Source organism: Enterococcus sp. DIV1307a, assembly GCF_050537425.1.
Classification (GTDB): Bacteria; Bacillota; Bacilli; order Lactobacillales; family Enterococcaceae; genus Enterococcus; species Enterococcus faecalis.
The window spans coordinates 2,755,546-2,768,071 of the sequence record NZ_CP172914.1; the positions used below are offsets into that span (position 1 = coordinate 2,755,546).

The window sequence follows — 12,526 nt, forward strand, 5'->3', positions numbered from 1 at the left end:
TTTGCTCCACGCTCAAAAACTGATACACGGCGAGAACAGAAGCAACCCCTTCGGCTTATTTCTCGGAGTTAAACACTTCTGTCCCGACCTCCTTTGCATCTCATCTATACAGTTTGTAATTCTTTCGCTTCTGTCTTTGGTGCTTTTGGTGCCCGCACATTTAACGTAATTTTGCCTTTGCTAGCACCTAAGGTTACTTTATCCCCTAACTGAATTTGACCAGAAAGAAGGGCTTCACTTAAACGATCTTCCACTTCTTTTTGCAAGGCCCGACGAATTGGACGTGCACCATATTCTGGATCAAACCCGACTTTACCAATAACTTCAATTGCAGCTGGTGTGATTTTCACTTTAACCTCTTGTTCAGCCATCCGTTTCACGACAGATTGACTCATAATTTTCACGATTTCATGAATTTCCTCTTGTTTCAAGGAATGGAAGACAACCGTTTCATCAATTCGGTTTAAGAATTCTGGACGGAAGGCTTTTTTCAATTCTTCCATGATTCGTTTTTGCATTAATTCATGATTTTTAGAAATGTCTTTCACATTGAAGCCGACATGTTTTTCTTCACGAATCGCTGTTGCTCCTAAGTTGGAGGTCATGATTAAAATCGTGTTACGGAAATCGACTTTTCGTCCTTTGGCATCCGTTAAATGGCCATCATCTAAGACTTGTAATAAAATATTAAAGACATCTGGATGGGCTTTTTCTACTTCATCTAGCAAAATAACGGAATAAGGACGTTGACGAATTTTTTCAGTTAGTTGGCCGCCTTCTTCGTAGCCGACATAACCTGGAGGAGAACCGATTAAACGGCTAGTACTGTATTTTTCCATAAACTCAGACATATCCACGCGAATCAACGCTTCTTCGCTGCCAAACATCGCTTCGGCTAAGGCTTTGGCAAGTTCTGTTTTCCCAACCCCTGTTGGTCCTAAGAACATGAAAGAACCAATCGGTCTTGCTGGGTCTTTCAAGCCACTACGCGCACGACGGATAGCGCGTGAAACAGCTTCAACTGCTTCATTTTGGCCAACGACCCGTTGATGTAAAATGGTTTCTAATTCCATCAATCGTTCGCTTTCTTTCTTCTCTAGCTGCTGCAAAGGAACGCCTGTCCATTGTGAAACGACCCCAGCCACGTCTTCTTCTGTTACTTGTGTACTGTAACCAGACAGACTTTTTTCTTTCACTGCAATCAATTCTTCTAGTTTTTCCATCACTTGTTTTTCTTTTTGACGAATCCGAGCAGCACTTTCAAATGATTGGTTTTGAATGGCCTCTTCTTTTTCCGTAATTAATTGAGAAATTTCGGTACGCAATTCATTAATTTCTGAAGGTTGATCTGCCTTATCTAAACGAACTTTTGCTGCAGATTCGTCCATTAAATCAATTGCTTTATCTGGTAATTGGCGGTCATTTAAATAGCGAATCGATAATTGAACCGCTGCATGTAGAGCTTCATCTGTAATTTCTACGCCATGATGTTTTTCATAGCGTGAACGCAAGCCTTTTAGAATTTCTTCTGCTTCTTCTGGCGTTGGTTCTGCTACTTGAATACGGGCAAAACGACGTTCCAAAGCGGCATCTTTTTCAATATATTTTTGGTATTCATCCAGAGTTGTCGCACCAATTGTTTGCAACTCGCCACGTGCTAAAGCAGGTTTTAAAATATTTGAAGCATCAATCGCCCCTTCTGCACCGCCAGCACCGATCAAGGTATGCAATTCGTCGATAAATAAAATGACTTGTCCATCTTGATAGATTTCATCGACAACTTTTTTCAAGCGATCTTCGAACTCACCTCGATATTTGGTTCCAGCAACCAAGGCACCCATGTCTAGCATCATTAAACGTTTGCCTTGCATATCTTCAGGGACTTCCCGGTTGACAATTTTCTGGGCTAACCCTTCTGCTATCGCTGTTTTCCCAACACCTGGTTCACCGACTAAGACAGGATTGTTTTTGGTACGGCGACTCAAAATTTGAATCAAACGACGAACTTCGGTCCCGCGACCAACTACTGGATCCAAACTTTGTTCTCGTGCTAACTTGGTTAAATCTCTTGCTAAAGAATCCAATGTTGGCGTCCCTTGTGGCGCATTTTTATTTTGACCATTCCGACGACGTTGTGCGCCATTGGGTTCGGAAACGCCCATTTTTTTCAATAATAATTGACGCATTTTGGATAAGCTTAATCCTAAATTCACTAAAATTCTAGACGCTAAAATTTCTTCGTCTCTTAACAAGCCTAATAATAAATGCTCGGTACCAATCTTTTGAGCCCCTAAGCGCTTCGCTTCATCTCCAGCATAGGCAAAGATTTGTTTGGCTCTTGGTGAATAAGGTAAGTATAAGTTGTTATTCCCCATTGGACTTTGCATGGTGCCATAGCCACTTAAATGCTCAATTTCTTCACGGATGTCTTCTGTGTCAGTATTCAATTGTCGTAATGTTTTTCCGGCAATCCCATTCGGTTCTAAAACGAGTGCTAATAATAAATGCTCAGAACCGACGGATTGATGACGAAAATACTTCGCTTCTTCTTGGGCAATCGCCAGTACGGCTTTCGCACTTTCTGTAAATAGTTCATCCATAGTTATTCCTCCTCATAGCTCAAGCGCTCTAAAAATGAACGCATTATTTGAGCTCTTAGAAAATCTTCGTGATTCCCCAGACCATTCAATGTGCTTTTACTTAAAGCAGCTAGCATTAAATTGCCTTCCTTTTTCGTAATCACTTCTTCTTCATACAATGTTTGAATAAATGTTAGCGCATCTTTTTCTGTTAAGGTTGCGCCAATCAATTGATCCATTTGTTTTAGTAATTGATCGTTATCTGAAATTTGTACTTTGACAATGCGAATATAGCCGCCTCCACCACGTTTACTTTCAACTGCGTAGCCTCGTTGGATGGTAAAACGTGTATTAATTACATAGTTAATTTGTGAAGGAACGCAATTAAATAAATTAGCCATTTCCGCCCGACGGATTTCAATTTTATTACTTTCTTCTAAAATCTTTTTTAAATAAGCCTCGATTAAATCTGACGTATTTTGATTACTCATAGTCTTCCATCCTTCTTCTCTCTTGACTAATATTGACCATTATTATATCGAACTTTGCCTATTAAATAAAGAGGAACGCTTTGACTTTAATAAAAAAATGCAAAACAGGAGGAGCAACCTCAGTCAAACTGACTTAAGTTCCCCTCCTAAAATTGAAAATATGTTATTGAATTACAGGCAGACAATGGCTCCGCCTTAATGTCTCACAAAAGCGTTTCTTCGCCGTAGGCTTGATCCAAGGCTTGCTGAATATCTTCGATAATAGATGTTGGCTCTTCCAAACCAACGTACATGCGAATGTGCGCTGGTGACAAGCCTCTTTTCTGAAGAGCCGCCAAGTTATTGCCTTTAAATACAGGCAAGGCCAAACTTTCAAAGCCACCCCAACTGACCCCAATTGTGACCAGCGTCAATGCGTTCACAAATGTTTTCAAACGTTCAAAATCGGTATCTTTTAAATCAATCGCAAACAATGAGCCATAACCTGTTAAATATTTTTCTGCTAACGCTTGTTGTTGTTGATTCCCTACAAAAGGATGATATAATCGACTGATTCGCGGATCCTTTTGCAAAGCCGACAGCACCGTTTGGATGGCTTGAGACTGATGCGCCAACCGAACGGGCATGGTACGAATACCTCGTAACGCTAACCAAGAATTGAAGGGACTATTGACTGCGCCTAATGCTTGATGACCATGTTCAAAAATTTGATCCACAAGCGCTGCTTTGCCAATGACAGCCCCTGCTACAATATCCGAATGACCACCAATATATTTGGAACAAGAATGAATCACCAGGTCCACATTATGGCATAAAGGATGCTGAAATAACGGTGACGCCCACGTGTTATCAATGACAGTGTATGCGCCAATTTTTTGTGCTAACGCAGTTATTTTTTCTAAATCTAGCAGTTCAAACTTTTGTGAGGACGGACTTTCAAAGTAAATGACTTTGGTGTTTTCCTGAACAAATTGAAAAAGTTCTTCTGTTTCTGCAACGTCTACTTTGGTCAAGGATACGCCAAATTTCTCTAAATATTGCACAAACGAAACAGATTCTCCATAAATTGTGTTGACCATTAAAACATGATCGCCTTGTTGGAGCAACGTAAACAGCGTTGCCGAAATAGCTCCCATTCCTGAGGCAAAAACTTTACATTTTTCTCCACGTTCCAAACGAGCAATTTTTTTCTCTAAAATTTCTGTTGTGGGGTTGGTGCCACGTGTGTAAACATAATTATTTTTTTCATCTATACTCGCTGCCATAAATTCTTCGTAAGTTGGAAAATAAAAGGAAGAGGTTTGAACCAACTCGGGCACCATCGGATGATACATTTTTTCCATTCCTTTTTCCACTTCACAGCAAATATTTTCATCATTCTCAACATGCATTTCCTTCACTCCTCTTTCTCTACAATGTTTCTGGTACTTCATGGGCTTCTTCTTTTTGATATTGTCGATCTAAGGCTTTTACAAATGGATAATAAATAACGACACTAGCCGCAACAGCTAAAACTTGCGTCACTGCACCTTGCCATTTTCCCACTAAAAAGCCCGAAAACAGAAAGGGCGTAGCCCATGGTGCTTGAATGTTTGTAAACATTGGCATGAACCCAATTTTCATTGACAGAAAGGCAATCAAGACAGATACAATCGGCGCGACCGCAATCGGAATCAATAATAAAGGGTTAAAAATAACTGGGAGTCCAAAAATCAAGGGTTCATTAATGTTGAAAAATGCTGGAACAAACGAAATTTTCGACATGGCTTTCATTCTAGATGAATGTCCGACGATGGCCATTGCAATAGCCAAGCCAATCGTGCAACCAGCGCCTCCAATTGTGGCAAATTGATCGAGCATTTGGACCGTGCCAAAGTTGCCACTTTGAGCAGTTAATTGTCCTAATTCTGCTAAGCTTTGGTTTTTGTCTGCATTCGCATACAAAATAGGATATAGCATGGAATTGATGACAGTTGGATGAATTCCAAACCACCAGAACAGTCCATTTAAGCCAGCCACAATAATAATTGCAAAAGGGGTTCCGATTAAACCTTGCAGTGGCGCTTGAATCACCGCATAAATTAATTGCGGGAAGGAATCCGCAAACGAAAGCCCAATCCCATTAATCAATAAAGCCACCGCTACCACAAAAATCCCAGGAATCAATGCACTAAAAGCTTGGCTCACCATAGAAGGCACGCTTTCAGGCATTTTGATGACTAATTTTTTCTTAATACAGAAACGAGTCAATTCAACCGAAAGAATTGACATAATAATGGCCGTAATCACCCCTTGCGTTCCTAACCAATCAAACGATAAAACTTTCGTCACAACTTCGCCTGATTCTGTGATCACCGTTTTCGGTAAAACGACTACGTAAGCAACAATTCCTAAAATTAATGAAGTTAAACGATCCATTTCGTAACTTTCCGCCAATTTATAGGACATCGTCCCAGCAAAAATAATTCCCATCATGTTGAAAGTCGCTCGATAAGCTGGTGAAATCATATCCGCCCAACCTGCACCGAAAATTCCAGCCATAAAATCGCCATACCCTGCTACTGGAAAATCTGTAATCAACATAAAAATCGATCCAATAATTGTTAACGGCATAATTGCAAAAAAACCATTTCTTAAGGCTTGAAAATAACGTAAACTTGTAATCCTTGAAATTTTAGGCACTACGGCTTGCTCCACCCAGTTTGTTAACTTATCCATTTCACTTCTCTCCTTAATCCTTTGTGATATCCTCATCATAAAGAAACCGCTTTCTGATGTAAATACAACTAACTGATTCTGTAACTATGTTTCATAATTCATACGCTTAAGGTATACTGAAAGCGAAACAAAGTACCACAGAGAGGTGAACCCATTGAATCTAATCGAATGTTTAGAACAAAAAGAACGCTATACATATAACGAAGGGCTAATTATTGATTTTATTTTATCTCATACTGAACGAGTCCTGCATATGTCGATTTATGAACTAGCAGAAGCCACCAACTCTTCAACTTCCACGATTGTTCGTTTGTGTAAAAAAACAGAAACTAGCGGTTTCAAAGAATTTAAAATCCGCTTGTCCCGCGACTTAGAAATTCACTACCAAGCAATCCGGAATGTTGATGCGAATATGCCTTTTTTAGCGCAAGATTCTGATTTACTAATTGCCAAGAAAATTGCGCAGTTAACGACTGAAACTGTTCAATCCACCCAACAGTTATTAACCGAGGCCATGTTAAATAAAAGCATTGATTTACTTTTAACCGCTGAAAATATTTTAGCAGTGGGGGTCAGTAACTCCTACATTCGCTTAACGGATTTTCAAACAAAGTTATTACGCATTCAGCTATTTATCCATTTAATCCCTTATCAAGCTGAACAATTTTATTTAGCCATCAATGCCACCAAAAATGACGTAGCCATCCTCGTCTCTTACAGTGGTAACACTGCAGAAATCGTAAATGAAGCACGGATTTTTGCAGAAGGAGGCACTCCGATTATTGCCATTACTTCAGACTTGAACAGCCAATTAGCTAAATACGCCACAGTGATTTTGCCCATTCCTAACGTTGAACATGCAGATTTCAAAGTCTCGACCTTTTCCTCTCAACTAGCCATCGAATATATTCTCAATGTCCTTTATTCCTGTATTTTTAGTCGCAATTTCGATAAGAACTACACATCACAAAAAAATACACCTACTTCGATACTTAAATTTTAAACAAAACAAAAAAACAGTACTGATGATCAGTACTGTTTTTCACAATCGGGAAGACAGGATTCGAACCTGCGACCCCTTGGTCCCAAACCAAGTGCTCTACCAAGCTGAGCTACTTCCCGGGCTATGAAGTTAAAGTAATAAAAAAAGACTATCGAATTAAAAAGAAACTCACGTGCACCTTTTTAAAACTTAGTCAATCACTCAACTATGCACCCAAAGGGAGTCGAACCCCTAACCTTTTGATTCGTAGTCAAACACTCTATCCAGTTGAGCTATGGGTGCTAAATATAAAACAATGCCGAGGACCGGAATCGAACCGGTACGGTGATCACTCACCGCAGGATTTTAAGTCCTGTGCGTCTGCCAGTTCCGCCACCCCGGCGTAATGAATTGGCTAAGCGGAAAACGGGGTTCGAACCCGCGACCCCCACCTTGGCAAGGTGGTGCTCTACCACTGAGCTATTTCCGCAAAATGGTGCCGGCTAAAGGACTTGAACCCTCGACCCTCTGATTACAAATCAGATGCTCTACCAACTGAGCTAAGCCGGCTAAATATGCGGGTGAAGGGACTTGAACCCCCACGCCTTGCGGCGCTAGATCCTAAATCTAGTGCGTCTGCCAATTCCGCCACACCCGCAAATGAAATATGAATATGAGCCGTACAGGGCTCGAACCTGTGACCCTCTGATTAAAAGTCAGATGCTCTACCAACTGAGCTAACGGCTCAAAAAATGGAGGTTAACGGGATCGAACCGCTGACCCCCTGCTTGTAAGGCAGGTGCTCTCCCAGCTGAGCTAAACCTCCAAAAACAACAATTCGCGTGGCGACGTCCTACTCTCACAAAGGGAAACCCTTCACTACAATCGGCGCTAAGAAGCTTAACTTCTGTGTTCGGCATGGGAACAGGTGTATCCTTCTCGCTATCGCCACCACACTGGGTGTTGTTTCTTATTGAGTTGAATCTTCATTCACTCAAAACTGGATTGAAGTTTGAATCAAAATAACCAAGTTGCTTTTACTTATCCATTCTTTGGTTAAGTCCTCGACCGATTAGTATTGGTCCGCTCCAACTATCACTAGCCTTCCACTTCCAACCTATCTACCTGATCATCTCTCAGGGGTCTTACTTTCTTAAAGAAATGGGAAATCTCATCTTGAGGTGGGCTTCACACTTAGATGCTTTCAGCGTTTATCCCTTCCCTACATAGCTACCCAGCAATGCCCTTGGCAGAACAACTGGTACACCAGCGGTAAGTCCATCCCGGTCCTCTCGTACTAAGGACAGCTCCTCTCAAATTTCCAACGCCCGCGACGGATAGGGACCGAACTGTCTCACGACGTTCTGAACCCAGCTCGCGTGCCGCTTTAATGGGCGAACAGCCCAACCCTTGGGACCGACTACAGCCCCAGGATGCGACGAGCCGACATCGAGGTGCCAAACCTCCCCGTCGATGTGGACTCTTGGGGGAGATAAGCCTGTTATCCCCAGGGTAGCTTTTATCCGTTGAGCGATGGCCCTTCCATGCGGAACCACCGGATCACTAAGCCCGACTTTCGTCCCTGCTCGACTTGTAGGTCTCGCAGTCAAGCTCCCTTCTGCCTTTACACTCTTCGAATGATTTCCAACCATTCTGAGGGAACCTTTGGGCGCCTCCGTTACCTTTTAGGAGGCGACCGCCCCAGTCAAACTGCCCATCTGACACTGTCTCCCACCACGATTAGTGGTGCGGGTTAGAGGGTTCATAACACAAGGGTAGTATCCCACCAGCGCCTCCTCCGAAACTAGCGTTCCGGTCTCATCGGCTCCTACCTATCCTGTACATGTGGTACAAACACTCAATATCAAACTACAGTAAAGCTCCATGGGGTCTTTCCGTCCTGTCGCGGGTAACCTGCATCTTCACAGGTACTAAAATTTCACCGAGTCTCTCGTTGAGACAGTGCCCAAATCGTTACGCCTTTCGTGCGGGTCGGAACTTACCCGACAAGGAATTTCGCTACCTTAGGACCGTTATAGTTACGGCCGCCGTTTACTGGGGCTTCAATTCTGAGCTTCGCCGAAGCTAACCCATCCTCTTAACCTTCCAGCACCGGGCAGGCGTCAGCCCCTATACTTCATCTTACGATTTTGCAGAGACCTGTGTTTTTGATAAACAGTCGCTTGGGCCTATTCACTGCGGCTGACCGAAGTCAGCACCCCTTCTCCCGAAGTTACGGGGTCATTTTGCCGAGTTCCTTAACGAGAGTTCGCTCGCTCACCTTAGGATACTCTCCTCGACTACCTGTGTCGGTTTACGGTACGGGCAGTTGTTTTCTCACTAGAAGCTTTTCTTGGCAGTGTGACATCAGGAACTTCGCTACTATTATTTCGCTCCCCGTCACAACTTGTCCTTAAAGAGTAAAGCATTTAACTCTACTCAAGACTCATTGCTTGGACATGCACTTCCAATCGCATGCATTCCTTAGCCTACTGCGTCCCTCCATTACTCAAACAAAAACAACTGGTACAGGAATATCAACCTGTTGTCCATCGCCTACGCCTATCGGCCTCGGCTTAGGTCCCGACTAACCCTGGGCGGACGAGCCTTCCCCAGGAAACCTTAGTCATACGGTGGACAGGATTCTCACCTGTCTTTCGCTACTCATACCGGCATTCTCACTTCTAAGCGCTCCAGCCGTCCTCACGATCGACCTTCAACGCCCTTAGAACGCTCTCCTACCACTACACCTAATGGTGTAGTCCACAGCTTCGGTAATATGTTTAGCCCCGGTACATTTTCGGCGCAGGGTCACTCGACTAGTGAGCTATTACGCACTCTTTAAATGGTGGCTGCTTCTAAGCCAACATCCTAGTTGTCTGTGCAACCCCACATCCTTTTCCACTTAACATATATTTTGGGACCTTAGCTGGTGGTCTGGGCTGTTTCCCTTTCGACTACGGATCTTATCACTCGCAGTCTGACTCCCGGATATAAATGAATGGCATTCGGAGTTTATCTGAATTCGGTAACCCGAGATGGGCCCCTAGTCCAAACAGTGCTCTACCTCCATCATTCTCAATTCCGAGGCTAGCCCTAAAGCTATTTCGGAGAGAACCAGCTATCTCCAAGTTCGTTTGGAATTTCTCCGCTACCCACACCTCATCCCCGCACTTTTCAACGTACGTGGGTTCGGTCCTCCAGTGCGTTTTACCGCACCTTCAACCTGGACATGGGTAGATCACATGGTTTCGGGTCTACGACTACATACTCATTCGCCCTATTCAGACTCGCTTTCGCTGCGGCTCCGTCTCTTCGACTTAACCTCGCATGCAATCGTAACTCGCCGGTTCATTCTACAAAAGGCACGCCATCACTCATTAACGAGCTTTGACTTGTTGTAGGCACACGGTTTCAGGATCTATTTCACTCCCCTTCCGGGGTGCTTTTCACCTTTCCCTCACGGTACTGGTTCACTATCGGTCACTAGGGAGTATTTAGCCTTGCGGGATGGTCCCCGCGGATTCCGACGGAATTTCTCGTGTTCCGCCGTACTCAGGATCCTCCTAGGTGTTGTTAGCATTTCGTCTACGGGGCTTTCACCCTCTTTAGCGGAATTTTCCAAATCCTTCAACTATACTAACAGACTACCATATCGGAGTCCTACAACCCCAACAAGCAAGCTTGTTGGTTTGGGCTCTTCCCGTTTCGCTCGCCGCTACTCAGGGAATCGAATTTTCTTTCTCTTCCTGCAGGTACTAAGATGTTTCAGTTCTCTGCGTCTACCTCTAATCAGCTATGTATTCACTGAAAAGTAATATCCTATAAAAGATATTGGGTTCCCCCATTCGGAAATCTCTGGATCATAGCTTACTTACAGCTCCCCAAAGCATATCGGTGTTAGTCCCGTCCTTCATCGGCTCCTAGTGCCAAGGCATCCACCGTGCGCCCTTATTCACTTAACCTTATCAACCTTACGGTTGGGTCTTGATCACTTCTTCTAGCGATAGAAGGTTAATCAATAAATAAGCAATTGAACTTATTAAAAAACTCATTCAACGCGGTGTTCTCGGTTTGTTTTGATTCTTTTTACTTCAATATCCAGTTTTCAATGAACGAATGTTTTGAGAGTAGACCTCTCAAAACTGAACAAAGTAAAGACGAAATGTGTATTTCCGTAATATTCCTTAGAAAGGAGGTGATCCAGCCGCACCTTCCGATACGGCTACCTTGTTACGACTTCACCCCAATCATCTATCCCACCTTAGGCGGCTGGCTCCAAAAAGGTTACCTCACCGACTTCGGGTGTTACAAACTCTCGTGGTGTGACGGGCGGTGTGTACAAGGCCCGGGAACGTATTCACCGCGGCGTGCTGATCCGCGATTACTAGCGATTCCGGCTTCATGCAGGCGAGTTGCAGCCTGCAATCCGAACTGAGAGAAGCTTTAAGAGATTTGCATGACCTCGCGGTCTAGCGACTCGTTGTACTTCCCATTGTAGCACGTGTGTAGCCCAGGTCATAAGGGGCATGATGATTTGACGTCATCCCCACCTTCCTCCGGTTTGTCACCGGCAGTCTCGCTAGAGTGCCCAACTAAATGATGGCAACTAACAATAAGGGTTGCGCTCGTTGCGGGACTTAACCCAACATCTCACGACACGAGCTGACGACAACCATGCACCACCTGTCACTTTGTCCCCGAAGGGAAAGCTCTATCTCTAGAGTGGTCAAAGGATGTCAAGACCTGGTAAGGTTCTTCGCGTTGCTTCGAATTAAACCACATGCTCCACCGCTTGTGCGGGCCCCCGTCAATTCCTTTGAGTTTCAACCTTGCGGTCGTACTCCCCAGGCGGAGTGCTTAATGCGTTTGCTGCAGCACTGAAGGGCGGAAACCCTCCAACACTTAGCACTCATCGTTTACGGCGTGGACTACCAGGGTATCTAATCCTGTTTGCTCCCCACGCTTTCGAGCCTCAGCGTCAGTTACAGACCAGAGAGCCGCCTTCGCCACTGGTGTTCCTCCATATATCTACGCATTTCACCGCTACACATGGAATTCCACTCTCCTCTTCTGCACTCAAGTCTCCCAGTTTCCAATGACCCTCCCCGGTTGAGCCGGGGGCTTTCACATCAGACTTAAGAAACCGCCTGCGCTCGCTTTACGCCCAATAAATCCGGACAACGCTTGCCACCTACGTATTACCGCGGCTGCTGGCACGTAGTTAGCCGTGGCTTTCTGGTTAGATACCGTCAGGGGACGTTCAGTTACTAACGTCCTTGTTCTTCTCTAACAACAGAGTTTTACGATCCGAAAACCTTCTTCACTCACGCGGCGTTGCTCGGTCAGACTTTCGTCCATTGCCGAAGATTCCCTACTGCTGCCTCCCGTAGGAGTCTGGGCCGTGTCTCAGTCCCAGTGTGGCCGATCACCCTCTCAGGTCGGCTATGCATCGTGGCCTTGGTGAGCCGTTACCTCACCAACTAGCTAATGCACCGCGGGTCCATCCATCAGCGACACCCGAAAGCGCCTTTCACTCTTATGCCATGCGGCATAAACTGTTATGCGGTATTAGCACCTGTTTCCAAGTGTTATCCCCCTCTGATGGGTAGGTTACCCACGTGTTACTCACCCGTCCGCCACTCCTCTTTCCAATTGAGTGCAAGCACTCGGGAGGAAAGAAGCGTTCGACTTGCATGTATTAGGCACGCCGCCAGCGTTCGTCCTGAGCCAGGATCAAACTCTCATAATAAAAG

Annotated in this window: 5 protein-coding genes, 8 tRNA genes and 3 rRNA genes; 1 reads left to right on the forward strand and 15 read right to left on the reverse strand. The window is 44.5% G+C overall.

Features of this window, described 5'->3' with window-relative positions:
* Positions 1 to 104 precede the first annotated feature (104 nt).
* From IGL90_RS13375 to IGL90_RS13390, 4 genes are all read right to left on the reverse strand, one after another.
* Positions 105 to 2,600, reverse strand: coding sequence for an ATP-dependent Clp protease ATP-binding subunit (locus IGL90_RS13375; RefSeq protein ID WP_002378875.1), 2,496 nt, complete (start codon positions 2,598 to 2,600; stop codon positions 105 to 107).
* Between the two features lie 2 nt (positions 2,601 to 2,602).
* Positions 2,603 to 3,070, reverse strand: a complete 468-nt coding sequence (locus IGL90_RS13380) for a CtsR family transcriptional regulator (RefSeq protein WP_002354715.1) — start codon at positions 3,068 to 3,070, stop codon at positions 2,603 to 2,605.
* Positions 3,071 to 3,273: 203 nt separating this feature from the next.
* Complete coding sequence (locus IGL90_RS13385; RefSeq protein WP_048737488.1) at positions 3,274 to 4,503, reverse strand: aminotransferase class I/II-fold pyridoxal phosphate-dependent enzyme; 1,230 nt, start codon at positions 4,501 to 4,503, stop codon at positions 3,274 to 3,276.
* Positions 4,481 to 5,788, reverse strand: a complete 1,308-nt coding sequence (locus IGL90_RS13390; RefSeq protein WP_048737491.1) for a PTS sugar transporter subunit IIC — start codon at positions 5,786 to 5,788, stop codon at positions 4,481 to 4,483. Before IGL90_RS13390 ends, IGL90_RS13385 begins: the two co-directional genes overlap by 23 nt.
* A 145-nt stretch (positions 5,789 to 5,933) precedes the next feature.
* On the opposite strand from IGL90_RS13390, the gene IGL90_RS13395 reads away from it, so the two are divergent.
* Entirely contained in the window at positions 5,934 to 6,791 is an 858-nt protein-coding gene (locus tag IGL90_RS13395) for a MurR/RpiR family transcriptional regulator (protein ID WP_002354705.1), read from the forward strand.
* Positions 6,792 to 6,836: 45 nt separating this feature from the next.
* Here IGL90_RS13395 and IGL90_RS13400 read toward each other — a convergent pair.
* The 11 genes from IGL90_RS13400 to IGL90_RS13450 all read right to left on the reverse strand — a co-directional run bounded on the left by IGL90_RS13400 (position 6,837) and on the right by IGL90_RS13450 (position 12,522).
* Positions 6,837 to 6,910, reverse strand: a tRNA-Pro gene (locus tag IGL90_RS13400).
* Between the two features lie 89 nt (positions 6,911 to 6,999).
* A tRNA-Arg gene (locus IGL90_RS13405) sits at positions 7,000 to 7,073 on the reverse strand.
* A gap of 14 nt (positions 7,074 to 7,087) precedes the next feature.
* Positions 7,088 to 7,173: transfer RNA gene (locus tag IGL90_RS13410), tRNA-Leu, on the reverse strand.
* A 15-nt stretch (positions 7,174 to 7,188) separates the two neighbouring features.
* A tRNA-Gly gene (locus tag IGL90_RS13415) sits at positions 7,189 to 7,260 on the reverse strand.
* Between the two features lie 4 nt (positions 7,261 to 7,264).
* Positions 7,265 to 7,340 (reverse strand) — tRNA-Thr (locus tag IGL90_RS13420).
* A gap of 6 nt (positions 7,341 to 7,346) precedes the next feature.
* Positions 7,347 to 7,428 (reverse strand) — tRNA-Leu (locus tag IGL90_RS13425).
* Between the two features lie 16 nt (positions 7,429 to 7,444).
* Positions 7,445 to 7,517, reverse strand: a tRNA-Lys gene (locus IGL90_RS13430).
* Between the two features lie 6 nt (positions 7,518 to 7,523).
* Positions 7,524 to 7,596 (reverse strand) — tRNA-Val (locus tag IGL90_RS13435).
* Between the two features lie 14 nt (positions 7,597 to 7,610).
* A 5S ribosomal RNA gene (gene rrf, locus IGL90_RS13440) occupies positions 7,611 to 7,726 on the reverse strand.
* 96 nt (positions 7,727 to 7,822) lie between these two features.
* Positions 7,823 to 10,735, reverse strand: a 23S ribosomal RNA gene (locus tag IGL90_RS13445).
* Positions 10,736 to 10,961: 226 nt separating this feature from the next.
* Positions 10,962 to 12,522 (reverse strand): 16S ribosomal RNA (locus IGL90_RS13450).
* Together the 16S, 23S and 5S rRNA genes with 8 tRNA genes alongside form the textbook arrangement of a ribosomal RNA operon.
* Positions 12,523 to 12,526 lie beyond the last annotated feature (4 nt).